Origin of the sequence: Streptomyces sp. NPDC019531, from assembly GCF_044903305.1 — a bacterium.
In the GTDB taxonomy this organism is placed as follows: Bacteria; Actinomycetota; Actinomycetes; order Streptomycetales; family Streptomycetaceae; genus Streptomyces.
The window spans coordinates 183,970-207,487 of sequence record NZ_JBJDQL010000005.1; the positions used below are offsets into that span (position 1 = coordinate 183,970).

Consider the following 23,518-nt stretch of genomic DNA (forward strand, 5'->3'; position numbering starts at 1 on the left):
CCTCCTTGTCAGTCAGGCGAGTTGGGCGGCGATTGCGCCGGCGAGGTCTTCGGGGATGCCGAGCCGGGCGCGCAGGGTGGCGGTGTCGATCTCGGCACCGGTCCGGGCGCGATGCTCCGTGGCGATCTTCCGGGCGTGATCCACCAACGCCGGGGGCACGGCCGGGGCCGGAGCTTCCGGCAGGGCCGGGACCGGTTCGGGGGTGGTGATCTCGGGGGCCGGGGCAGCCGGCTCGGGACGGTCGAGGTCGATCACCGGCGCAGGCCGGGCGGGCGACTCGGGAGCCAACTCCGGTGCAGGTGCGGCGGGTTGGTGGGCGAGCAAGGTGCCGCCGAGGAAGGCCAGTGCGGGCCAGCCGGCGACGAGGATGCGCAGCCAGGCCGGGACGTGCTCCAGGTCGAGGAGCCCGGCGGTGGCGATGTTCGCGCCGAGCGAGGCGACGAGGGCGACCAGGAACCAGAACCAGGCCAGCTTCGAGCGTTCGGTGCGCAGCCGGCGCCACACGGCAACCAGGAGCAGATCGACGGAGACGGGGTAGGCCCAGGCCTTCCATCCGCTCTGTCCGGCGGCGGCGGCGAGGTCGTGCAGGTGGGCGAAGGACAACGCACCGGCGATCACGGCCTGAACAAGGACAGCGTCCGGGCGGAACGATCGGGGCATGGTCTTCACCTCCTTCGCGGGGATCGGGCCGGGGGCGGGGCGGGGAGCGGTGTCCGGCCGCCCGGCCCCGGCGAGTTCAGTCGTCGGCGGGGATCTCGCCGGCACCCAGGCAGCCCAGGCAGATCCCGGTCTGTGCTCCGGCGACGCGCTGTTTGCGGCCGACGCGGACGGTGCGGGAGACCTCACCGGTGCCCTTGCAGGTCGGACAGGGCGTGGTCTTCGGCTTGGTGGTCTTGCGTGCCATGGGCGATCTCCTGACGGGTTTTCGGCATGGCTCGGGTAGGGACCTGACGCGAGACGGTCACGCCGACCGGTAAAGCGGGGGATTACTCCGTGACGGGCCGGGGCCGGACCACGGGCGGGGTGGTCGGCATCGGCGGCACGGTGATCTGTCCGACCGGCCGGAACGGGGCCAGGAAGGGCAGCTCCGGGACCAAGTGGGCGAACTCGCGGCAGGTCGCGGCCGCCTCGTCGGGCGTGATCTCGGGGGTGCGGATGCGGGACCAGCCACCGGAGGTGTCGCCGGCCACCGCGACGCCGGGACGGTCCGGGGCGATCGTGGTCACCGCGGTCACCGCGTCGGGGGCGATGTCGCCTAGGCCCATGTCGGCGGTCTGCTTGTCGTTGACACGGTGCACCACACGGCCAGTGAGCTGGGCACGCAGGGCGGTTGCGCCACGGCCGAGGTCGGAGCCGAAGCGCTGCCCGCACACCTCCAGGTAGATGCCGACCGCACGCGCCATCTGCCCGAGGCGGACCAGTTGCATGACGGTCTTGTCGCGGGCCGGCTCATCCTTCTTCGAGGTCACGAAGAACAGTTCCGCGATCTCGTCGATCAGAACGACCAGCGGCACCGGACGGGCCGAGTCGGGCAGTTCCCACAGGTCGGAGACGCCGTGCAGGGCAAGGATGTCGAAACGCTCCTCCATCTCCATGACCAACGCGTCGATCAGCTTGCCGGCGTCCTCCGGGCTGGTCACCAGCGCCGACAGCCGCGAGGCATAGCGACCCTGCTCGACACCGCGCTTGCAGTCGATCCCGATCAGGCCGACCGGCAACTGCGCCAGACCCTTGATCAAGTTGCGCTGATACACAGACTTGCCGGACAAGGTCGCGCCCAACGTGAGCGCCATCGGGACCTTGCGGTAGTCGCGCTCGAAGACCGTGCCGTCCTCCCGCAACGCGACCGGAACCACCAGGTCACGAGGCCGAGCCGTGCGCGGCAGCTTCACCCGGTTCAGGACGTCCCAGCCCGTCATCCGCAGTTCGACATAGCCCGGCTTGGTCTCCATCACGGTCACCGACCGCACCCCGAACGCGTGCCGCAGACGCTCCGTCGAGGCGGCGATGTCGGCAGGCTCCAGGCCGGCGGGCAGGCGCAGGGTGATGCGCAGTCCGGTCGAGGTCGGCTGGACGCGGCGGATCTTCGGGGGCACCGGCCGCACCTCGCTGCGCGCCACGTTGCGCTTGACGAAGGCGCGGAACCCGGACGGCTGCACGGTCAGCCCGCACACGTCCATCGTCGAGTTGTAGTTCCAGATGAACCGACCCCACGTGACCGGCATCCCGACCAGCGACCAGTACACGCGCGGGGCGCGAACCTTGGCGTAGCCGAGACCACCGGCGCCGGCCGCTGCCCCCGTCAGTTCGACGTAGGTGACCAGGTCGGTCATGGTCAGGCCCCCAGCGGGGTGATCGCGACCGCACGGAAGCTGATCCCGTGCCGCTTCTGGCCGTTGAACTCGTTCTCCCAGTCCCGGGCCTTGAGACCGATGACCTTGACCGGCGTACCCGGTGCCAGACCCTCCGGGTAACCCGTCTCCGGCACGGTCACCTGGTAGAGGTTGCCCTCCCCCTCGTCCGAGATCAGCAGGCCCACCGTCGACAGCCCCAAGTCGGGGTTGTCGCGGTCCATGGCCCGCTCACCGGTCTTCTTGTTGATCAGCTTCGGTTCCGGAGCGGTCGCGACGAAAACGAGAGCGGTCGAAGTGTCGATCTTGAAGGACGGCATACTTGGCTTTCCCCTTTGGGGTAGGCCCCGGGCTGCGTTGTGATCTTGGCGGATGCACGCAGTCCGGGGCTGCTTTTTCTTCCGACACGATCGAAGCTACTCGCAGAAAAACTGCGAGTCAACAGAAAAGCTGCGACTAGTAGTAGTTCTTCGACTCTGCGAGACTGGGTGCGACATCAAGGAGGAAGATATGAACCAGTTCGGTCTTTTTGTGCGCTTCACCTTGCGCGATGGCGCGGGTGAGGCGTTCGACGCACTGATGGAAGAGACAACCGCAGGCATCCGGGCGCACGAGCCCGGCACGCTGGTCTATGCGTGCCACAAGGTCGAGGGCTCGCCCAATGAGCGGGTCTTCTTCGAGATCTACGCCGACCACGACGCATTCGAGGAGCACGAGCGCCAGCCCCACACACGGCACTTCCTGGCGGAGCGCACCAAGTACGTCGAGAAGACCGAGGTGGATCGGCTCCAGCCGTACGCCGGAAAGTACCCCAACGGGGTCGAGAAGTGACGAGCGCCGACACCAAACCCTTCGGCCAGAGAATCAAGGAGCTGCGCCGCGAGGTAGGCATGTCGCAGAGCGACCTCGCCGCAGCCATGGGGCGTTCAGAGAGTTGGGTGTCCCAGGTTGAACGAGGCGTGCAACCCGTCGAACGCCTATCGGTGCTCCAGGCCCTTGCTGATGCGCTCAAGGTGTCCGTGCGAGAGGTACGCCCCGAGGCCGCTCCCGCCGACGAGGTCGAGCCCGAGGAAGAGACGCCAAGCAACGACCTTGACGGGCTGCGCGTGGCTCTCACCGGACACCCGGCGCTCAGCAGCTTGTTCGAGCAGCCGCCGGCCGGGCCCACGCCGTCTCTTGCAGACTTCCGGCGCAGCGTAGAGGAGGCTTGGACACTGACCCACGCGTCGAGCTATGCAGCGCTGAGCGATCATCTCGCCAGACTGCTACCGAGCATCGAGGCCGCCGTACGTCACGCGCCGGCCGGTGAGCGTGCGGAGCTTCACTCACTGCGCGCGAAGGCGTACCAGGCCGCTGCGTCGAGCTTTACACGGCAAGACCAGGCGGATGCTGCCTGGGTCGCGGCAGACCGTGCGCTGCAAGCGGCCGAACTCGCGGGCCAGCCCCTGGAAGTGGTCGCGAGTCTCTTCCGCATGGCCCACGCGTTCATGCGGCAGCAGCATATGGAGCAGGCCGAGCAGGCGGCGAGTTCCGCTGTAGCCGTCTTGGATCCTCGGGTGGCGGCACCAACATGCCCGCCTGAAGAACTGTCGCTCGTGGGCGCTATGAACTTGGTTCTCGCAGTGATCAACGCGCGGGAGGGCAACCGTGCTCGCACTCACGAACACATTGAGCGGGCACGCGAGATCGCGGCGAGGTTGGGCGAGGATCGGAACGACTTCGACACGGAGTTCGGGCCGACAAACGTCGAGATCCATGCCATGAGTACGGCAGTTGAGTTGGGGGACGCCGGCCTTGCCCTGGAAGTAGCCCAGCGGGTTGACGCATCTGGGCTTTCGCCTGAGCGGCAGGCCCGTTTCCTGCTTGACGTGGCGCGAGCACACGCGCAGCGGCGACACGTCGGCGAGGCCACAGCCGCTCTCTTGGAGGCCGAGGCCCTTACGCCCGAGCAGATTCACGATCACCACCTGGCCCGCGAGGTCATGCGCGACCTGATCCAGCTCTCAGGCGCTCGTGTCCCCGAAGCCCTGCGCGATCTGGCAGAGCGGAGCGCGGTCGGCTAGTTGATGTTGTTACAGGTTTCTCTACCTCATCAAGCCCCGCCGTTCCGGCGGGGAGGGGTGGTGCCGCCGCAGCAGCCCGCAGGCTCCAACGAAGCCCCCAGCCGTCGCGCACTTGGGATAACAGGACTCGACAGCACCCCTAAGGTTCCTCAGCTTCCCCATGCTTCACAGCCCCTCAGAGCTTGAGCCTCCATCCCTTTGGCACCGGTCCTCCGGCGGATCACGGTCCAAGGTGGGGGCTCTTGGCCTTCGGCCATCCGGTCGCTGTGTCCCCTCCGGCTTTCCGGCCGCCACTGCGTTGATCACACACCACCGGCCCGCACTGCGGGCCGGCGCGCGGCTCGGGGCTCGGGGCTTCGCTCCGCCTTCGGCCCGCGCCGCCCCAGCCCCGGCCCCGCGCCACCAAGTTGCCCCGGGGTGATCACGCTTTTCGCTCTGGCCCCGCCAAGGGCCGACGCACCGGACCGAGCCTGATTCCCAACCATGGCCCCGACACCGCCAAGCCCTGACCTTGGGGAAGACGGCATGGGCCCACAGGTCCGCATGCACGGTGTAGCCACGGACCAACAGACGCTTTGATCCAAAAGCAGGTACGCGACGGCTGGGGGCTTCGTTGAAGCCTGCGGGCCACAGCAGCTCAGAGTGAGAACGATGCCTCCGGCGGGGGATCGGCCGACACCGGGATGGAGGGGGCGCCGTTCCCGACTGCGGGTCCGTGGTGGCGTGCGCGGGGTGCTCCCATCCCGACCACCGTCAACCCAGGCAGAGCCGAGCAGACGCGGTTCATGGCGTCCAGGTCGTTCGTACAGTGGCGCGCTCCACCTGGACGCCATGAACCACGCCCGCTCCACGGTGTGTGGGTCGACGGCGGACGGGATGGGAGCTGAGGAGGGTGGTGGGTTGAGGAGGTAGCAAGAGCCAGGCCGACGTTTACTCAGGACGAATGACCTTCTGAGCTGGGCATATGGCCAACTACCAAGACTGCTGGGGCAGTTACCGAACGCCTCGTGTACGCTACGGCTTCACGTCAGTACCCGAGCATGCCTATATGGACGTCTGCCCACTCTTCCAGGGGCCGGCAGCGTCCATTGGCAGAGATGAGGCGACACCCTTGTACGAGAAGCCGCTCAACCTCACCCACCCGTCCACACCTTGCATGTGTAAGACATGTACGAGTAGGGAGGACTGTAGCTACAAGCCCCGCCCTAGTGCAAGCGCAAGTGCATCAGGGTGTGACACCACCGAGGAGTTGCACGCCCATCGATCCCGACGGCCGTTCCGCGACCCAACAGCCTGGCTGGTGGGGCTGTCCCCGATCATCGTCGCCATCATCGAACGCTTCCCGCAGTTGAAGTGATTCAATCGGGGCCCCTACGGTTCAACATCGCGCCTCAGAGGCCGCGTGAGGGCCGAACGGAACCGCAGGGGCCCAGAGGGCCAGATCGCCCCCGCAAGGACGTCAGGGATGCACGTGCCCCCTGCGTGCCCGATTGGGTGGCGACCGTCGGGGAGCAACGGGGAGTCCCGGTGGGCGCTCCAGGAAGTTCCTGGTCAGCGTCTTGCCAGGTCAGCGCCCATCCGCATACGCGATCTTCCAAACTAGCTACGCGGGTTCGATTCCCGTCGCCCGCTCTGATCAGGCCGTCGGCCCGGACCCCCTGCGGGTTCGGGCCGACGGCCTGTGGCGTTTAGAACTGGATCGAGTTGATGGTGTCCGCTATCGAGTCCAGGAAGCGTTGGATGTCGTCGGCCATGCCGGTCGAGGCGAGGAAGAAGCCGAAGAGCACCGCGACGATGGCGGGCCCGGCCTTGATGGAGCCTCCCCGCATCAACACCACCAGGATGATCCCCAACAGCAGCACCACTGACAGCGAAATGGCCACAACTGATCACACCCTCGGTCGGACTGCTCTCCCGGCCCGGGGACGCGACCCCGCGACCCCCGCCAGAACCATCGTGCCACCAACGCGGCTCGCATATGCGGCCGGTGAGGCAACGTTTGGCCATGCCGATACACGCTCGGCACCCCGTGGCCGGTTCCTTTCGGTGTCCACCCACCGCGTCCACACATCCCGTTCGCAGCACATTCGAATTGCCGACACAGCTGTAGGACAACCGGAGTTATGCACTGTTTCGGAGGGATGAATCATGACAATACAGGCTCGTTGAAGTCGGCCCAGAAGTGAACAACGGGCAACCAAACAGCCGGTTTTACGGAAACACACAGCCGAGGCTAGGGTGCCTCAAATGTTTCCAGCCGCCGCCGACGCAGTCCCCCGTCCGCGCTCGCCGCAGAACAGGCAGAACAGGCAGAATCCGCCGCCCGGCAAGCAACGCGACGCCTTCTTCGACAACGCCAAGTACCTGGCCATCGTCCTGGTGGCGGTCGCGCACTCCTGGGAGCCCCTCAAGGGCGACAGCAGGATCCTGGAGGGCGTGTACACGGTCGTGTACTCGTTCCACATGCCGGCGTTCATCGTCATCTCCGGGTTCTTCTCCCGCAGTTTCGACATGCGCCCGGACCGGCTGCGGCGGCTGATCACGGGCGTTGCCGTGCCGTACGTCGTCTTCGAGACGGCGTACTCCCTCTTCAAGCGCTACGCCGATCACGACCCGGGCATGGACATCAGCCTCCTGGACCCGTGGTTCCTGACCTGGTTCCTGGTGGCGCTGTTCATCTGGCGGCTGACCACGCCGATCTGGAAGCTGGTGCGGTGGCCGCTGCCGCTCGCCCTCGGTATCGCGATGCTGGCGTCCGTGACCCCGGACATCGGTGACGACCTGGACCTCCAGCGGGTACTGCAGTTCCTGCCGTACTTCGTGCTGGGCCTGGTCATGAGGCCGGAGCACTTCCGGATGGTGCGCAGGCGTTCGATGCGGATCGCGGCGGTGCCGGTGTTCGCGGCCGCCCTCGCCGTCGGCTGGTGGGCGGTGCCGCGCATGAACACCGAGTGGTTCTACCACCGCGACGCCGCCCAGGAGATGGGCGCGCCCTGGTGGACCGGACCGGTCATGGTGCTGGCCATGTTCGGCGCCTCGCTGCTCCTGACGGCCTGCTTCTTCGCCTGGGTACCGGGCCGGCGGATGTGGTTCACCGCGCTCGGCGCGGGCACGCTGTACGGCTATCTGCTGCACGGCTTCCTGATCAAGGGCGCCGGTTTCGCGGGCTGGTTCGACCACGCATGGCTGCACCGGCCGCTCGGCGAGCTCTTCGTCAGCGCCCTCGCCGCGCTCGCCGTCACCCTGCTGTGCACCTCGCCGGTACGCCGGGTCTTCCGGTGCGTGATGGAGCCCGACATGAACTGGGCGTTCAGGCAGGACTCGGTCGAAGTGGCGCGGGTTCGCGAGCAGAAAGCGCCGGCCCCTCGGGAGAAGGTCAGCGCCTAGGGCCTGTCCGCAATGTCATGGGAGCCAGAGTCGTAGGCAGGCGATGGTGACGAGGGCTTGGTAGTGGCGGGCGCGTTTGCCGTAGCGGGTGGCCAGGGCTTTGTTGTGCTTGAGCCGGTTGAAGCAGCGTTCGACGACGTTGCGGCGGCGGTAGGCCGCACGGTCGAGTCGGCACAGGCTCTCGCCGCGGCGGATGCGTCCGTTGAGTGTGACCAGCTCGGCATCGGTCAGTTGCGGAGCGATCCCGACCGTCGGACGCCAGGGCGCCAGATGCGGTGATGCCTTCAGCAGGTCGTCGGTCTTCACATAGAGTGCGGTCGCGAGGGAGTGCAACTCTGTCTTCACGCACTGACGTTGGGCTCCCTCTCTTTAGGCGCGCAGCCGATCGATCATCTAGGACCGCAGCGGCCGGAAACTCATCGGTCACATCCGTCCGCGTCTGCTCAGCAAGGCCAGCGCCACCAACAGAACACACCCTGCGGCTTCGACGGCGAGGGTGGGCTTGACCAGGTTCGCGTCGAGAGTCTCCTGGAACCCGAAGAGACCGGAGGTGAGGCTGACGATCAGGGCCACCAGTGTGCCGGCCGCGAAGAGCGTTCCCAGCGTGGCGAGGACGGGCAGGAGGCGGGTGGGTGTGATCAGCAGCGACAACGCGAGCAGCCCGGCCCCGATCGCGTTGAGCAGGAACAGCGTGCCGATCGTGTCCAGATATCGGTAGCCGTCGTACCAGAGGCGGAGGTGGATCGCGCCCATGGCCACGACCGTTCCCGCCGCGGCCAGCCGGAGGGCGATGAGCGCGACCGTGCGCTCAGTAGCCATTGCCGTCGGTCGTGTTGGTGCCGTTGCCCGTTGAGGCGCTGCCGCCCACGGTGAGCTCGGTCTTCATGCCCAGGTCCTTGTGGCCGTCGACAGGGCAGTAGACCTGGTACTTGCCGTCCTTCAGCGAGACGGTGAGATTCACCGACTCCCCGGGGGCCAGCGTCCGCGTCTTCTGTTCCGTTCCCGAGCCCTCGATCTCCATGGCGTGGTCGTGATGGCCGTCGTTCTTGACGACGAAGGTGTAGGCACCCGCCTTCAACGTCTTCTCGGACAGCTGCATCTTGAAGTCCACCAGCTTCACGTCCACCTGGGTGGTTCCCGGCTTGCCAGTCTTTTCCGGGGCTGACGGTGACGAGCCGCCACCGTTGCCGTTTCCGCCCCCGCACGCCACGAGGATGCCCGCCAGTGCCCCGGCGGCCAGCCCGGGCCCGACGTTCCTGCGCACGAACGTCATGAGCGTCATCGCCATGTCTCGGCCCTCCATGAGAAGTCGTTCCTGCACAGAGATACGGACGGACCGCGCCAGGGGATTTCCGGCAAGCGGGAGAATGGGGCTGTGGTCCCGCGTGGAACTGGGGGAATCCGTTCGGCGAGGTTCGCCGTATCCACTGGTATGCGGAGATTGGGCCTACCACTCGGACGGCTCTCGGACGAGGCGCTGCTGGCGGGAATGGCGGCCGGCGCCCCGGAGATCGCCCTCGCGTTCGTCCGCCGGTTCCAGCGCATGGTCTTCGGTATCGCCATCGCTGTCGTCGGCGACCCCCAGCTCGCCGAGGACATCGCTCAGCAGACCTTCGAAAGAGCTTGGCGTCATGCACAGGTCTACGACTCCCGGCGTGGATCGGTGAAGACCTGGCTGGGGACCATCACGCACAACCTGGCGATCGATGCCGTCCGCGCGCGCAAGGAGACCCCGGTCTCCTCCGAGGACCTCGACGCTCTGCTCGGCATCGTGACCCGGACGCCCGAACAGTGGGCACTGGCCGATGAGGCGGCATCCCGGATACGGGCCGCGGTGGCGGGCCTACCGCGCGAGCAGGCGCGGGCCGTGGTCATGGCCGGGATCTACGGGATGACCGCACGGCAGATCTCCGAGTTCGAAGGGATCCCCCTGGGCACGGCGAAGACACGGATCAGGACGGCGATGGGGAGACTGCGGGCAGTTCTGGAACTCGAGCGAGCCGATCATGACTGACAGGGACTGCGAGTGGCTGAGGGCCGTCGCCGACGAGCTGGCTCTGGGTATCCTCCCCGGTCAGGAGCGCGCCGAGGCCATCGCCCACCTGGACGGCTGCCCCACCTGCCGGGAGCACGTCGAGCAGTTGACGCTCGTCGGAGACGGACTGCTCTCTCTCCTGCCGGGCAGCGAGCCGCCCGCCGGCTTCGAGACACGGGTGACGGACGGGCTGGGCCTGAACCGGCCGGCGCGACGGCCGCGACCACGGGCCGGCGTGGCGGTCGCGGCCGCCGCCGCGATCGCCCTCGGGTTCGGCTTCGGTGGCTGGGCCGTCGGAACGGCCATCGAGGGAGCGTCGGCTCCCTCCTCGCGGAGTTCGCAGCCCCCCGGCTCGGAGCACGGCCTGCTCACAGCGTCTCTGCTGGCCCCCGACCACCGCCCGGTGGGCCGGATCTTCGCCTATACCGCGTCTCCGGGCTGGGTCTACATGTCGGTCCACCTCGGCCGGGCCGGGTCCGCATCCGACTCCCAGGCCGGAGACGAGTCCGAGGCCGCAGGCTCGCGCGACGGATACCCGGAGGCCGGAGAGGTCAGCTGCCGACTGGAGCGTACGGACGGCACGTCGGTCCACATCGGGGAGTTCTCCCTCGACGACGCCGGCCGGGGTTACTGGGGAGCACCCACACGTGTCGACCCGGACACGGTGTCCGGTGCCCGGCTGCTGGCCGCGGACGGCTCCGTACTGGCCACGGCCCACTTCGACGCACGGCAGAACCAGTGACCGCAGATCACCCCTCATGCCCGGTCCGGTTCGGTCAGCGGCGCCAGACGCGGCGTCCGGAGTAGCCGCCACCGCCGAACTCCTCGTGGCGGGCCACGAGCCGCTGCACGCGCTCCGTCTCGTCGATCTGGCAGAACCAGACCTCGTCGAGCCGGGGACGGACACGCGCCCCCTTGGAATTGATCATCTAGTCGGCCGACGAAGGACCCAGACCGAGAAGCGCGCGCATGCCCGCGTACTTCTCGGTCAGTCGTTTCCGGGTCGCCTCGTCGAGGACCGCGAGGCGTGCCGGGTCCGCGTTGTGCGCCAGGTCGGCCTCCTTCACCAGCAGCGCGCCCGGGGTCGCGAGAATGCGCCCCGCGTACGCCTCGGGCGGCTCACCGGCCCGCTTGGTGACCGCGAGCACGATGTCCTTCGTACGACGGCTCAGCGCCGCCTCGTCGAGCCAGTGCGCGGAGAGCGCGTCGTCCTCGACGGAGTCGTGCAGCCAGGCCGCCGCGATCTGCTCGTCGTCGCCGCCACGCACGCGTACGCCCTCGGCGACCGCCCGCAGGTGCTCGGCGTACGGCCGTCCCGCCTTGTCGGTCTGGCCCTCGTGCGCGGCGCGGGCGAGGGCCTCGACCTCGGCCAGGGTCAACTCATGGGTCATTCGTCCAGTGTGTCGCGACGCGGGGCCGCGCGGGCGGGGAGGCCGGCCGGAGTCAGGCCAGGTGGCGCGACGGCGGTACCCCACCCTGAGGTCCCGGTCAGCGGGGCATGGCGTGGGCTGTGGGCCCTTCCCGGCAGATCAGCAGCAGTGCCCGGTCGTCGTTGACGTCCTTCGCGACCGCCTCGATCAGATGCCAGGCCGCCCCGTGGAAGCCGCCGGCGACATAGCGGTCGGCCTCTCCCGTCAGCCGGTCTATGCCCTCGACTATGTCCCGCTCGGACGTCTCCACCAGACCGTCGGTGAAGAGCATCAGCACGTCACCGGGGCGGAGCGAACCCTTCACGGGGTCGAACTGGGCACCGTCGTAGACCCCGAGGAGGGGCCCCTCCGCGGCCTTCTCCTTCCAGCGCCCGCTGCCCGCGCTGAGCTGCAGACCCGGCGGATGTCCTGCCGAGTAGAGCTCGTAGTCGCCGGAGTCCAGGTCCAGGACCAGGTGGATGGAGGTCGCGAAACCCTCGTCCCAGTCCTGTCGGAGCAGATAGCCGTTCGCGGCGGGCAGGAACGCGTGCGGGGGCAGTGAGCCGAGCAGACCGCCGAAGGCCCCGGACAGCAGCAGCGCCCGCGACGCCGCGTCCATGCCCTTCCCGGACACGTCCGTGAGCACGACCTCCAGCGTCCGGCCGCCGTTCGTGCGGGCCGCGACCACGAAGTCGCCGGAGAACGACTGCCCGCCCGCGGGCCGCAGCGCCATCTCCCGGTGCCAGCCGTGCGGCAGCTGCGGCAGCTTGCTCTGGACCCGGATGCGTTCGCGCAGGTCGAACAGCATGGTGCCGCCGCGCCGCCAGGGGACCCCGACCCGGCTGCGGAACTGGGCGATCAGCAGACCGAAGAAGCCACAGGCGGCCACGACCAGGACGACGCCCGGGGTGACCCGGGACGGCCCCTCGGTGTACGGCCCGAGCTGCACCGACTCCACGATCAGCGCGGTCGCCGCGGCCGCGTACAGGCCGAGCAGGCTCGCAGGGCGCAGCAGCAGACCGCCGGCGACGATCGGCAGGACCAGCGCGGCCGGTGAGCACCACACGGAGTTCATCAGCGTGATGGCCGCGATCACCGGGACGGTCATGAGCAGACCGGCCAGCGCGACCCAGTCCGAGCCGTCGCCGCGGAAGTAGTCCACGGCACTTCTGCGCAGGCCGACGCGGACCCGGTGCCACTCCATCTTCAACCGGGCCGTGAACGTCTCGGCTTCCGCGCGCCGCTCTCGTCCTGCTGCCATTAGTTCGGGACCTTATCCGTCGAACCCCCTGCTTGGCACAGGAGGTACGACTTGTCCCCCGTGCGAGGTTCAACTTCACAGTCTCGCAAGGCTCGTGAAACCCCCGGTCGACGGCGGTCCGGCCGAAATTCCCTTTCTCGTCCCGCAATGCGCTGGTAGGCATGGTTCATGGGGACTGACTTGCGGGTGCTTCGGCAGGACGACTGGGACGAGTGGTACGACAACCTGATCCGCGCCTTCGGCGGGGTCCCGGAGTCGGCCGAGGAACGGGAGCTGTTTCACGAGCTCACCGAGGAGGACCGGTCCATCGGCGCCTGGGACGGCGACCGGTGCGTGGGCACGGCGGGCGCGTTCGCCTTCCGTATGACCGTGCCGGGCGGCGCCTCCGTGCCCGCCGCCGGCGTGACCATGGTCAGCGTCGCCGGCACGCACCGGCGGCGCGGGGTGCTGACCTCGATGATGCGGCGCCAGCTGGACGATGTGCGCTCCTGGGACGAGCCGCTGGCCGTCCTCACGGCCTCCGAGCCGGTGATCTACGGCCGGTTCGGATACGGCGTCGGCACCTACCACCTCAACGCGGACATCGACACGGCACGCGTACGACTGTCCGTGCCGCCCGGCACCGACGACGTACGGCTGCGGTACGCGGCGCCCGCCGACGTGCTCGACGCGTGTGAGGCGGTGTACGCCCGGCTCGTGCCCCGACGGCCCGGGATGATCGCCCGCGGCCCCGGCTGGGAGCGGCTGTGGCTGCTCGACCCGGAGAGCGAGCGGGACGGCGCCTCACCGCTGCAGTGTGTGGTCGCGGAGCGGGACGGGGAGGTCGTGGGGTACGTGCGCTTCCGGGTCAAGGCGAAGTGGGAGGCGGCCGGGCCCAAGGGCACGGTGGTCGTCTCCGACCTGGAGGCGCTGGATCCGGCCGGGCAGGGCGCACTGTGGCGGTTCCTGTTCGACCTCGACCTCACCTCGCGGATCGACGTCCGACGACGGCCCGTGGACGAGGCCTGGCAGTACCTGGTCTCCGACGTCCGGCGCTGCTCGCTGCTGGTGCGGGACTCGCTGCATGTGCGACTGGTGGACGTCGGGGCGGCGCTGGAGGTGCGGACCTATCAGGCGCCGGTGGATGTGGTGCTGGAGGTCGAGGACGCCTTCTGTCCCTGGAACGCGGGGCGCTGGCGGCTCAGCGGGGACGCCAAGGGCGCCTCGTGCGACCGTACGACGGACTCGGCCGATCTCGTGCTGTCCGTACGGGAGTTGGGGGCGGCCTATCTCGGGGGCGTGAGCCTGGTCTCGCTCGCGGGGGCGGGGCTGGTGCGGGAGGTACGACAGGGGGCGCTGGCGGAGGCCTCGGTGGGGTTCGGGTCGCCCGTGGTGCCGTGGCTGCCGCACGGCTTCTAGAGCCCGGCTCTGAGGGTTCTCAGGGCTTTTGGCAGGTCGGGCACCAGAAGAGGTTGCGGGCGGCGAGATCGGCGGTGCGGATCTCTCCGCCACAGATGTGACAGGGCAGGTTGGCCCTGCGGTACACGTAGACCTCGCCGCCGTGGTCGTCGACGCGGGGCGGGCGGCCCATCGCCTCCGGTGTGTGTTCGGGGCGGACGGTGTCGATGCGGTTGTTCCTGACGCCCTCGCGCATGAGCTCGACGAGGTCGGTCCAGATCGCGTCCCACTCGGCGGGGGTGATGTCCCTGCCCGCGCGGTACGGGTCGATGCAGTGCCGGAACAGGACCTCCGCCCGGTAGACGTTGCCCACGCCCGCGATGACCTTCTGGTCCATCAGGAGGGCGGCGATCGTCGTACGGCTGCGGGAGACGCGGGTGTACGCGGCTCGCGGGTCGGTGTCGGTGTCGGAGCGCAGGGGGTCGGGGCCGAGGCGGTCGTGTATCGACTGCTTCTCGGTGGGGGTGATCAGGGCGCAGGTCGTGGGGCCGCGGAGGTCGACGTAGGCCGTTTCGTTCGCGAGGCGGAGGCGGACGGTCTCGGTGGGCGGGGGTGCGGGGGTGGCGCCGAAGGTGACCTTGCCGAAGAGGCCCAGGTGGATGTGGACCCAGTCGGTGTGCCTGAAGCCCAGGAAGAGGTGTTTGCCGTGGGCCTCGGTGCGGGTGAGTTCTGAGCCGGTGAGGAGTTCGGCGGCGTCGGAGAACTTGCCCTGGGGGCTGGTGACGTGGGGGGTGGTGCCGGTGAAGGCGGTGCCGTAGTCCTGGGCCAGGCGGTGGATCGTGTGGCCCTCGGGCACGGTGGCTCCTTGTTCGTCCACGGGTGGGGGTGCGGGCGGAATTTCTCGCCCCCGCCGCCCCTACCCGTCCCATCCTCCGGGGGCTCCGCCCCCGGACCCCCGCTCCTCAAACGCCGGAGGGGCTGAGTTACCCAGGGGCGCGCTCCCGCCTACTGCTGCGGGTGGTGGGCCGGGATCTCCGGCAGGTCGCCCGTCGTCTCGTAGGCGGACAGCATGTCGATGCGGCGCTGGTGGCGCTCGTCGCCGGAGAACGGCGTGGCGAGGAAGGTCTCGACGAACTTCGTCGCCTCCTCCGTCGAGTGCATACGGGCGCCCACCGCGACCACGTTGGCGTTGTTGTGCTGGCGGCCCAGCGACGCGGTCTCCTCGCTCCAGGCGAGGGCCGCCCGGACGCCCTTGACCTTGTTCGCCGCGATCTGCTCGCCGTTGCCGGAGCCGCCGATCACGATGCCGAGGGAGTCGGCGTCGGCGGCGGTGCGCTCGGCGGCGCGGAGACAGAACGGCGGGTAGTCGTCCTGGGCGTCGTAGATGTGGGGGCCGCAGTCGACCGGGTCATGGCCGGCGGCCTTCAGCCAGTCGACGAGGTGGTTCTTGAGTTCGAAGCCCGCATGGTCGGAGCCGAGATACACGCGCATGGGATGAGTGTGACACGGCTGTTTCCGGGCAGCAGCCTCGGGTGTCGACCAGGAAAAATCCGAACTTGACGATGGAACCTCAAGGAAATCTCAAGTAACGATCTGGATTCAGAGGTTCAGGAATTCCGTTACCTCCGATTCACTGGACCGACCCGTACACCGCTCGTACGGGAGCCCCCACACCCGGTGCGAAGGAATTCCCCGTATGACTGGTCTCCAGGCCGGACTCAAGAACCGTCACCTCTCGATGATCGCCATCGGCGGTGTCATCGGCGCGGGCCTCTTCGTGGGCTCCAGCTCCGGTATCGCCACCGCCGGACCCGGCATCCTGCTGTCGTACGCCCTCGTCGGCACGATGGTCGTCCTCGTGATGCGGATGCTCGGTGAGATGTCCGCCGCGAATCCGAGCTCGGGCTCGTTCTCCGCGCACGCCGACCGGGCGCTCGGGCGCTGGGCCGGGTTCTCCATCGGCTGGCTGTACTGGTTCTTCTGGGTCGTCGTGCTCGCCGTCGAGGCGACCGCCGGTGCCAAGATCCTCGAAGGCTGGATACCCGCCGTACCGCAGTGGGGGTGGGCGCTGATCGTGATGGTGGTGCTGACCGCCACCAACCTGGTCTCCGTGGCGTCCTACGGCGAGTTCGAGTTCTGGTTCGCCGGGATCAAGGTCGTCGCCATCGGTGCCTTCATCGTGATCGGTGCACTCGCCGTCTTCGGCGTGCTGCCCGGGGTCGACAGCGACAAGGCCGGGCTCTCCAACCTCACCGACCACGGCGGCTTCCTCCCCCACGGAGCCGGTGCCATCCTCACCGGCGTACTGCTGGTCGTGTTCTCCTTCATGGGCAGCGAGATCGTCACCCTCGCCGCCGGAGAGACCGAGAACCCCCGCAAGGCCGTCACCAAGGCGACCAACAGCGTCATCTGGCGTATCGCCGTCTTCTACCTCGGCTCGATCTTCGTCGTCGTCACCCTGCTGCCGTGGGACGACAAGTCCATCGCCGACAAGGGTTCCTACGTCGCCGCGCTCGACTCCCTCGGGATCGCGCACGCCGGTCAGATCATGAACTTCATCGTGCTGACCTCGGTGCTGTCCTGTCTCAACTCCGGTCTCTACACGGCCTCCCGGATGGCCTTCTCGCTCGGTGAGCGGGGGGACGCGCCGAAGGCGTTCGCCCGGGTCAACGGGCGGGGTGTGCCGATGGCGGCGATCCTCGCGTCGGTGGTGTTCGGCTTCGTGGCCGTCTTCTTCAACTACCTCTCCCCCGACACGATCTTCCTCTTCCTCGTCAACTCCTCCGGTGCGGTGGCCCTGTTCGTGTGGCTGGTCATCTGCTTCTCGCAGCTGCGGATGCGGAAGATCATCCAGGCCGAGGCGCCGGAGAAGCTGGTCGTCAGGATGTGGCTGTACCCGTATCTGACCTGGGCGACGGCCGCGCTGATCGTGTTCGTCCTCGGGTACATGCTGACCGACACCGAGCACGACGGGCGGGAGACCGTGCTGCTGTCGCTGCTCGTCGCGGCGGCGGTGATCGTGATCGCGGTGGTGAAGGACAAGGCCCGGGGCGGGCGTTCGGACACCGGCCCGGCGGGTGAGGTGACGGACAAGGTGTCCGTCGGCTGACGCGTTCAGAGGGCGGTGAAGCTGTCCTTCACTCTGTCGTAGGTCTTGAGAGCCTGCGTCTCGATGTCCGGCTGGTACCAGGTGTTGATCTGGTACGACTTGTCGCCCACGTTGAAGCCGAGCAGCCGGGCGTGCCAGGGGACGCCGTCGAGGGTGAAGGTGTACTCCCAGACGACCGCGGGGTGGCCGCGGAACGTCGTCTCCTCCAGGCGGAGCTTGCGGTAGTCCCGGCCCTGGTGGGCGTTCTGCTCGGAGGTCTTCCAGGTCTCCATCAAGTCGCCTCGTGCCAGGGAGGACTTGGCCGCGAGCTCCTGCTTCCCGTCGGGTGAGGTGTAGTGGACCTCCGCACCCGTCTTCACGTCGCGCCGCCAGCCGGTGGGGGTCGCCCACGCGAACCCACCGGCTTCCTCATGCGCGCCGGGCGGGAGGGAGCGGGGGCGGGAGGTGCCCTCGACGGTGGAAGACGGCGTGTCGCTCGGCGTACCGCCGGAGGTGGCGGGCTGCGAGGCGGAGACGGAGGAGGACGGCGAGCCGCCCGCCTTGTCGTCGCCGCCCGGTGAACCCGAGGTGGTCGCCAGGACGACCGCCACGACGGCCCCCGCCACGACCACGCTCCCGACGGCGAGCAGGGCGGTCCGGCGGCGACCGCGTCCCGGGGTGACCGGGCGGGCGGGGCCGGGGAGTTCGCCCTGGGGCATACGGAGCGGATGCGGGCCGAGGACCAGGGCCGAGCCGGGGTCGGCGCCGACGTCCGGATCCGGGCCGGAGTCGGGGCGGCGGACCCTGCCGGGGGCCGGGCTGCCGGCTGGGGTGAGCTCGGGGTCGGCACGGGGGCCGGTACGCGGGGTGGTCGCGGAGCCCTCGCCAGTACCGGCCCCGGCCTCGGAGGCACCGGGAGCGGAGCCTGGACCGCCAGGGCCGACGCTTCCGATGCCGGGGACACCCATGACGGGGTCAGGCTCGCCGGTGCCTGCGCCTGGGCCGCCGGTTACCGGGGCAGGACTGCCGGTACCGGCTCCAAGCTCGCCGGTGACCATGCCAGAACTGCCACTACCGACACCCGGGTCACCCGTGGCCGGGCCAGGACCGCCGGTGCTTCCCGTGCTCGGTGTGTGTCCGGGCCCGGTGTCCGGGGCGCGGCGCCGGTCGGGGACGGCCTGGGGGCCGCGGACCAGGGAGACGCCGGGGCGGGAGCGGCGCGGGCCGAGCCGCGTGGGGCTGGAGGCGGCGTGCGTGGGGGCGTCCCGCGTCGGCGCGTCCGGCATGGGGAAGTGCTCGGTGGGGGCGCCCGCCGAGAGGGAGTCCTGGGTGGGAGCGCTCGCGAGGGGCGTACTGGTCGTGGTGGCGCCTGCCCTGAGCACGGCTCCCACCGAACTCCCGGACGGCGTCTCCGACCGGACCTCCGAGCGCTCCTCCGAGGCGGCCTCGGTGGAGGCACTGGCGGGGTGCGGGGTCGAGGGCTGCTGCCGGGGTTCGGGCTCTTCGGCTACGGCGTCGGCGGCCACGTCGGCCCCGATGCCGGACCGGCCGCCCTCCGGCGGTGTGTCCGAGGGCGGGGGCTCTGGGTCCGGGGCGTCGACGGCGACGGCGGCGTCCGAGGAACCGTGCCCGTCCGGCACAGCGTCCGAGGGCTCCCCGTCCACAGCATTCCGCCCCAGGGCGGGTACGGACTCCGGCTCCATCTCCGACGCATCCCGCACCAGGGCCGGTACAGACTCCGGCTCCGTCTCCGACGCATCCCGCACCAGGGCCGGTACAGACTCCGGCTCCGTCTCCGACGCATCCCGCACCGGCTCCGACCCGGTCTCCGGCTCGGGCTCGGGCTCGGGCTCGGGCTCCGGCACCCGCGGATCCCGCACCGCCCGCACGACCCGCGTCCCCAGATAGGCCGGCGTGGGCAACTCCCGCGGAGTCCACGGCGACGGAGGCGTGGCTTCCGAGGTGTCCGGCGAGGCCGCCGACGGGTCCGACGGGAGGTTCAGTGGGTCCGACGCGACCCCAGGAGGGACCGCCTGAGGCCCCGCCACGTCCGGAGTCCCCACATCCGGCGAACCGGCCGGCGCTTCCCCTGCTCCCCCCGCCAACGGCCCCCGCCCGGCGGGCTCGTGCCTCGCCGGCGTCTCCTCATCGTCTGTCTCGCCGGCTCCGGTGTGCCGTCCGCGCCGCTCACCCGGCTCCGCCGCCCGTTCCTCGTCGGACTCGCCGACGCCTCCCCCCGGCCCCACCCGCAGTGTCGGTGTGGGGGTGGATGCCGGGAACGCCACCGTGTGCAGGGCCGGCTCCACCTCGTCCAGGCCGGGTCGTATCGACGGGTCCTTCTCCAGCAGTGCCGTCAGGATGTCGGTCAACGGACCTGCGGCGGCGGGGAGTTCCGGCTCCTCGTAGAGGACGGCATGCAGTGTGGCCAGGGTGGTGTCGCGGGAGAACGGGGAGCGGCCGCCGAGGGCCGCGCAGAGTGTCGCGCCCAGGGACCAGATGTCCGAGGGCGGCCCTTGAGGGCGGCCGGAGACCCGCTCGGGAGCCATGTAGTCGGGGGAGCCGACGAGCATGCCGACCATGGTGAGCGCCTCGGCGTCCTGCATCGCGGCGATGCCGAAGTCCGTGAGGACGATCCGACGGCCGGACCGGTCGCCGGACTCCACCAGGACGTTGCCGGGTTTGATGTCCCGGTGCAGCACGCCGCGTGCGTGCACCTGGCGGAGTGCCTCCACCAGGCCGAGGCCGAGGAGCGCGGCCGCGCGTGGGCCCAGCGGGCCGTCCTCCACCATGATGCGTTCCAGGGAGCGGCCCTTGACCAACTCCATGACGATCCACAGGCGTTCGCCCTCGTCCACGACGTCGTAGACCCGTACGACGTTGGGGTGGTCGATCCGGGCCGTGGCCCTGGCCTCGCGCAAGGTGCGTTCACGGCGGGTGCGGGTGTCCTCCGCGTCGAGGCCGTCGATCCGCATCTCCTTGACCGCGACCTGCCGGTCGAGCATCTCGTCGGCGGCTCGCCACACCCGCCCCATTCCCCCCTGGCCGATACTCTCGACCAGGCGATAACGACCCGTCACCAGGAGCCCTGGAACTCCACCGCTCCTTGAGTTTCCCGCATTCCCCGTGTTTCCCGCGTTCCCCGGCAATCCGCTGCACCCCCTCAACGACGCCCTGACTGCCACACAATGGTCACACTTCGAGCCGTAACAGCATAGTGCGGAGAAATCTTGTGGTACCTCTTCAAGTACTGCGAATTCAGGCGCAGCCAAGGGGGACGAACATGAGTTCTCGTCGTATGACGACCATTGCCGGATCGCTGGTCACGGCATCTTTCTCGACGGTGATGATCCTGTCCTTCACCGCGAGCGCGGACGAGGGACCCGCAAGCAGCAAGGGGGGAAAGGCCGTCGACCAGGCACCGGCCGGCGTGGAACTGACGACGACACTGCCCGAGACGATCTCCGTCGACAACAGCTCGCAGGAGACCGACCTCACGGCCACCGTGAAGAACGACGGGAGCAAGGACAGCGGAAAGATCAGGCTTTTGGTCGTCGGTTTCGACGGCCTTACGGTCAAAAACGTTCAAGGCTGCTCTCCGATTGCGGAAAAGGATCTGCCGGAGGGTTCGAACAGCGGTTTCGCCTGCCCGATCGACAATCTCGCGGCCGGTAAGTCGAAGTCGTACGCGGTGGACGCCACATTCGATCTCGACAAGACCGGAAAGATCTGTCTGCCGGTGCAGACCAGCGACGGAAAGAAGACGTTCTGGCAGCAGGGCCCGGTTCCGTTCGGTACGACCAACCCGTCACCGAACGCCCCGGCCACCCCGCTGCTGCTGGGCACCGACAACAAGCCGGTGGCACCCGGTGGCGACACGGCGGGCGAGCTGCCCAAGACCGGTGTCGCCCGTGACCTGCTGCCACTGGGGGCGGCGGGCGCGTCGCTGATGGCGGCGGGCGTGGCCGGACTGTGGTGGTCGCAGCGGCGGCCGCAGCGCACCGGCTGATCCACGGCGGGAAACCGATGGAGGCCTGACCTGACGGAAGTTGTCGGGTCAGGCCTCCACCCTGTCCGCCATGAACACCTCGCCCCACGACGAAGATCGGGTCGAGGGGCTGTACGACGGCGAAACGCGGAAGAGGCTCGCCGGGTTGGAGTCGGTGGACGACCCGGCGAGCCTCTTCCGGAGGAGTGTCAGTGCTTGACGAGCTTCCAGGTGGTGGGGAGGACTCCCATCGCCAGGGCCGCCTTGAGGGCGTCGCCGAGGAGGAACGGGGTGAGGCCTGCGGCGATCGCGACGGAGGCCGACAGGTCGGCGGCGTAGGCGAGGTAGGGGACGCCGATGGCGTAGATGATCGCCTCGCCGACCAGCATCGTGCCGGCCATGCGGAGCATCGAGCGGTCGGCGCCGCGGCGGGCCAGGGCGCCGACGGCGGCGGAGGCCAGGATCATGCCGAGGATGTAGCCGAAGGAGACCGAGATCCCGGAGGTGCCCTGGGCGAACCACGGGAGTCCGGCGAGGCCGGCCAGCGCGTACAGGGCGAGGGAGGCGACACCCCGGCGGGCGCCGAGCGTCGTGCCGACGAGCAGCGCGGCGAAGGTCTGGCCGGTCACCGGCACCGGGGAGCCCGGGACGGGCACGGAGAGCTGCGCGGCGAGGCCGGTGAGGGCGGCGCCGCCGACCACCAGCGCGATGTCCCGGACGCGGGAGGCGGGGATCAGGTCGGCGAGGACCTGGCCGGTGCGGACGGGGGCGACGGCGGTGCTCATGGGGACTCCGCGAGTGTGAACGACAGGGGACACGGTGACGCTATCCCGGCGTCCTCGGGCCGATCACCGTCAACGGTCGACAAAGCCGGGAACGGGGGCTTGGTGGGCTCCGGACAAAGAGTGTGGGTGACATCCGGTTCGGCGTGACCCCTGTCACTGAGGTGAGGTGGCCCGGGATACACAGAGCGGCGTGCGGCCCGCTGTGGGGAATCACCAAATGAACCCTAGTGGTCTGGTGGGATTCACCGTTTCTGGCCTACCCTTCCTGACATGGTCGCCCAGTCCCGGTACTTCTCGTCGCGTCGCCATGTCGACCTGCGACGCGTGGGCACGGCCACCTGTCGCCGTCCGGTGTGAGGCGGGTTCCGGCGCGCCTCATCCTCCGAGACGTGTCGGCCCCCGTTCCCAGGACGGTCTTCCATGCCCCGTACCGCGGCACCCCCTGTCACCCCCACCCTCACCTCCCGGCGCCGGACGAGCGCGAGCGTCGTCCTGCGCTCCGTGCTGGAGCACGGACCGGTGGCACGCAGCACCATCGCCCGGCTGACCGGACTGTCCCCCGCGTCGGTGACGGACTACTGCACCCGGTTCACCGAGCTCGGCCTGATCCGTGAGTCGGCCGTGCCCCGGCGGTCGAACGGCGTGGGGCGCCCGCACGTCCCCGTCGACCTGGACGACTCACGGTTCGTGGTCGGCGGCGTGCACGTGGCGGTGCCGTACACCACGGTCGCGCTGCTCGATCTGCGCGGCCGGGTGCTGGCCCGGCGCGAGCTGAAGCACGAACGCACCGCTCCCGAGCCGGTGTTGGCCCGGGCCGCCGAAGCGCTCGGGGCCCTGCTGGACAACGCCCCCGGCTGCCGGCCGCTCGGTGTCGGCGTGGCCGTCGGCGGCTGGGTGGACCGGGACTCCGGGACCGTCGTCGAGCACCCCCTGCTGGACTGGCACGACGTGCCGGTGCGGCAGGTGCTCGGCACCCTGACCGGCCTGCCGGTCCATGTGGACGGGCACGCGCGGGCGTTGGTCAACGCGGAGCGGCTGTTCGGGCGGGCGCGCGGCAGCCGCAGCGTGCTGCATCTGTTCGTCGGCAATGTGGTGGACGCGGCGTTCGCCACCCACGACGAGGTGCACCACGGACCGCGTTCCCAGGCGGGCGCGATCGCCCATCTGCCGGTGCCGGGCGGCACCGAGCCCTGCGACTGCGGGCGGGTCGGCTGCCTCCAAGTCGAGCTGAGCGAGCGGACGTTGTGCCGTCGAGCCCGGCGGGCGGGGATCACCGAGGGTGTGAACCCGATGCATGTGGTCGCGGCGGCGGCCGCGGGCGACCCCGGGGCGGTACGGCTGCTGGTGGAGCGGGCCGGGGCTGTCGGGCGGGCGGCACGGCTGCTGCTCGATGTGCTGAACCCGGAGACGGTCGTGGTCACCGAGGTCGGTGTCCTGCACCGGGAGGACTGCCTCGCCGCGTTGCGCGAGGGGGTCGGAGACGAGCGTGCGGCCTCCGTGGTGCCGTCGAGTTTCCCCGATTCCGTGCTCGCCGTGGCAGGCGGTTCGGTGGCGCTCGACGTGCTTTACCGGGATCCACTGACCCTGTCACCTGAGCGGAATTAATTCAGAAACTCCGAATGTTGACAGGGACTCCGAATGACCGCGAGCATCGTGTTCATGAGCCCGAACCTGCACTGTCGCGCCCTTTGTTGCTGACACGTTGCCCCGTGTGACGCGCTCATTTCCCCTGCATGAACGCATTTCTTCGTGACTTTCCCATGCACTGATCCATGGA

Annotated in this window: 23 protein-coding genes and 2 pseudogenes; 10 read left to right on the forward strand and 15 right to left on the reverse strand. The window is 69.4% G+C overall.

Annotation, left to right across the window (positions count from 1 at the left end):
- Positions 1-12: 12 nt before the first annotated feature.
- The 4 genes from ACI2L1_RS08775 to ACI2L1_RS08790 all read right to left on the reverse strand — a co-directional run bounded on the left by ACI2L1_RS08775 (position 13) and on the right by ACI2L1_RS08790 (position 2,671).
- On the reverse strand, positions 13-660 hold the full coding sequence (locus ACI2L1_RS08775) for a DUF2637 domain-containing protein (protein ID WP_404738592.1): 648 nt from the start codon (positions 658-660) through the stop codon (positions 13-15).
- Positions 661-736: 76 nt separating this feature from the next.
- Positions 737-904: a hypothetical protein gene (locus ACI2L1_RS08780; RefSeq protein WP_404738593.1), complete on the reverse strand. Its 168-nt coding sequence runs from the start codon at positions 902-904 to the stop codon at positions 737-739.
- Positions 905-986: 82 nt separating this feature from the next.
- Positions 987-2,333, reverse strand: a complete 1,347-nt coding sequence (locus tag ACI2L1_RS08785) for an FtsK/SpoIIIE domain-containing protein (protein ID WP_404738594.1) — start codon at positions 2,331-2,333, stop codon at positions 987-989.
- Between the two features lie 2 nt (positions 2,334-2,335).
- The gene (locus tag ACI2L1_RS08790; protein WP_404738595.1) at positions 2,336-2,671 is read right to left on the reverse strand and encodes a hypothetical protein; all 336 of its coding nucleotides are present in this window, start codon (positions 2,669-2,671) and stop codon (positions 2,336-2,338) included.
- A 190-nt stretch (positions 2,672-2,861) separates the two neighbouring features.
- Here ACI2L1_RS08790 and ACI2L1_RS08795 point away from each other — a divergent pair, with 190 nt between their 5' ends.
- Positions 2,862-3,182: a putative quinol monooxygenase gene (locus ACI2L1_RS08795; protein WP_404738596.1), complete on the forward strand. Its 321-nt coding sequence runs from the start codon at positions 2,862-2,864 to the stop codon at positions 3,180-3,182.
- On the forward strand, positions 3,179-4,414 hold the full coding sequence (locus ACI2L1_RS08800) for a helix-turn-helix domain-containing protein (RefSeq protein WP_404738597.1): 1,236 nt from the start codon (positions 3,179-3,181) through the stop codon (positions 4,412-4,414). The genes ACI2L1_RS08795 and ACI2L1_RS08800 overlap by 4 nt, the downstream gene beginning before the upstream one ends.
- A gap of 1,688 nt (positions 4,415-6,102) precedes the next feature.
- On the opposite strand, the gene ACI2L1_RS08805 is transcribed toward ACI2L1_RS08800, so the two are convergent.
- On the reverse strand, positions 6,103-6,297 hold the full coding sequence (locus tag ACI2L1_RS08805; RefSeq protein ID WP_020136157.1) for a hypothetical protein: 195 nt from the start codon (positions 6,295-6,297) through the stop codon (positions 6,103-6,105).
- A 364-nt stretch (positions 6,298-6,661) separates the two neighbouring features.
- Between ACI2L1_RS08805 and ACI2L1_RS08810 the strand changes: the two genes are divergently transcribed.
- Positions 6,662-7,801 carry an acyltransferase family protein gene (locus ACI2L1_RS08810; protein WP_404738598.1) on the forward strand — a complete coding sequence of 380 codons (1,140 nt, stop codon included), beginning with the start codon at positions 6,662-6,664 and terminating at the stop codon, positions 7,799-7,801.
- Between the two features lie 15 nt (positions 7,802-7,816).
- On the opposite strand, the pseudogene ACI2L1_RS08815 reads toward ACI2L1_RS08810, so the two are convergent.
- The 3 genes and pseudogenes from ACI2L1_RS08815 to ACI2L1_RS08825 form a co-directional block, all read right to left on the reverse strand.
- Positions 7,817-8,008 (reverse strand): annotated as a pseudogene (locus tag ACI2L1_RS08815) (IS5/IS1182 family transposase); the annotation flags it as partial.
- A 216-nt stretch (positions 8,009-8,224) separates the two neighbouring features.
- Positions 8,225-8,620, reverse strand: coding sequence for a hypothetical protein (locus tag ACI2L1_RS08820; RefSeq protein WP_404738599.1), 396 nt, complete (start codon positions 8,618-8,620; stop codon positions 8,225-8,227).
- Entirely contained in the window at positions 8,610-9,089 is a 480-nt protein-coding gene (locus ACI2L1_RS08825) for a cupredoxin domain-containing protein (RefSeq protein ID WP_404738600.1), read from the reverse strand. The genes ACI2L1_RS08820 and ACI2L1_RS08825 overlap by 11 nt, the downstream gene beginning before the upstream one ends.
- A 144-nt stretch (positions 9,090-9,233) precedes the next feature.
- Between ACI2L1_RS08825 and ACI2L1_RS08830 the strand changes: the two genes are divergently transcribed.
- Together ACI2L1_RS08830 and ACI2L1_RS08835 are read left to right on the forward strand one after the other, a co-directional pair.
- Positions 9,234-9,815, forward strand: a complete 582-nt coding sequence (locus tag ACI2L1_RS08830) for an RNA polymerase sigma factor (protein WP_404738601.1) — start codon at positions 9,234-9,236, stop codon at positions 9,813-9,815.
- A complete protein-coding gene (locus ACI2L1_RS08835) occupies positions 9,808-10,578 on the forward strand; it encodes a zf-HC2 domain-containing protein (RefSeq protein WP_404738602.1) in 771 nt (256 codons plus the stop codon). Before ACI2L1_RS08830 ends, ACI2L1_RS08835 begins: the two co-directional genes overlap by 8 nt.
- 67 nt (positions 10,579-10,645) lie before the next feature.
- Here ACI2L1_RS08835 and ACI2L1_RS08840 read toward each other — a convergent pair.
- The 3 genes and pseudogenes from ACI2L1_RS08840 to ACI2L1_RS08850 form a co-directional block, all read right to left on the reverse strand.
- Positions 10,646-10,747 (reverse strand): annotated as a pseudogene (locus ACI2L1_RS08840) (nucleoside/nucleotide kinase family protein); the annotation flags it as partial.
- Positions 10,748-10,765: 18 nt separating this feature from the next.
- A complete protein-coding gene (locus ACI2L1_RS08845; RefSeq protein ID WP_404738603.1) occupies positions 10,766-11,227 on the reverse strand; it encodes an HD domain-containing protein in 462 nt (153 codons plus the stop codon).
- Positions 11,228-11,324: 97 nt separating this feature from the next.
- Complete coding sequence (locus tag ACI2L1_RS08850) at positions 11,325-12,506, reverse strand: PP2C family protein-serine/threonine phosphatase (protein ID WP_404738604.1); 1,182 nt, start codon at positions 12,504-12,506, stop codon at positions 11,325-11,327.
- 168 nt (positions 12,507-12,674) lie between these two features.
- Here ACI2L1_RS08850 and ACI2L1_RS08855 point away from each other — a divergent pair, with 168 nt between their 5' ends.
- On the forward strand, positions 12,675-13,904 hold the full coding sequence (locus ACI2L1_RS08855) for a GNAT family N-acetyltransferase (RefSeq protein WP_404738605.1): 1,230 nt from the start codon (positions 12,675-12,677) through the stop codon (positions 13,902-13,904).
- Between the two features lie 19 nt (positions 13,905-13,923).
- Here ACI2L1_RS08855 and ACI2L1_RS08860 read toward each other — a convergent pair whose 3' ends face one another.
- On the reverse strand, positions 13,924-14,739 hold the full coding sequence (locus tag ACI2L1_RS08860; protein WP_404738606.1) for an Fpg/Nei family DNA glycosylase: 816 nt from the start codon (positions 14,737-14,739) through the stop codon (positions 13,924-13,926).
- A gap of 149 nt (positions 14,740-14,888) precedes the next feature.
- Entirely contained in the window at positions 14,889-15,374 is a 486-nt protein-coding gene (locus tag ACI2L1_RS08865; RefSeq protein WP_404738607.1) for a ribose-5-phosphate isomerase, read from the reverse strand.
- A gap of 205 nt (positions 15,375-15,579) precedes the next feature.
- Here ACI2L1_RS08865 and ACI2L1_RS08870 point away from each other — a divergent pair, with 205 nt between their 5' ends.
- Entirely contained in the window at positions 15,580-16,992 is a 1,413-nt protein-coding gene (locus ACI2L1_RS08870) for an amino acid permease (protein WP_404738608.1), read from the forward strand.
- A 5-nt stretch (positions 16,993-16,997) separates the two neighbouring features.
- Here the strand turns inward: ACI2L1_RS08870 and ACI2L1_RS08875 are convergent, their stop codons facing one another.
- Positions 16,998-19,994, reverse strand: coding sequence for a protein kinase (locus ACI2L1_RS08875; protein WP_404738609.1), 2,997 nt, complete (start codon positions 19,992-19,994; stop codon positions 16,998-17,000).
- A gap of 257 nt (positions 19,995-20,251) precedes the next feature.
- On the opposite strand from ACI2L1_RS08875, the gene ACI2L1_RS08880 reads away from it, so the two are divergent.
- Complete coding sequence (locus ACI2L1_RS08880) at positions 20,252-20,977, forward strand: hypothetical protein (RefSeq protein WP_404738610.1); 726 nt, start codon at positions 20,252-20,254, stop codon at positions 20,975-20,977.
- A gap of 70 nt (positions 20,978-21,047) precedes the next feature.
- The gene (locus ACI2L1_RS08885) at positions 21,048-21,176 is read left to right on the forward strand and encodes a hypothetical protein (protein ID WP_404738611.1); all 129 of its coding nucleotides are present in this window, start codon (positions 21,048-21,050) and stop codon (positions 21,174-21,176) included.
- On the opposite strand, the gene ACI2L1_RS08890 is transcribed toward ACI2L1_RS08885, so the two are convergent.
- Entirely contained in the window at positions 21,166-21,741 is a 576-nt protein-coding gene (locus tag ACI2L1_RS08890) for a biotin transporter BioY (protein WP_404738612.1), read from the reverse strand. The two genes, ACI2L1_RS08885 and ACI2L1_RS08890, sit on opposite strands and share 11 nt — an antisense overlap.
- A gap of 420 nt (positions 21,742-22,161) precedes the next feature.
- Between ACI2L1_RS08890 and ACI2L1_RS08895 the strand changes: the two genes are divergently transcribed.
- Entirely contained in the window at positions 22,162-23,346 is a 1,185-nt protein-coding gene (locus ACI2L1_RS08895) for an ROK family protein (protein ID WP_404738613.1), read from the forward strand.
- Positions 23,347-23,518 lie beyond the last annotated feature (172 nt).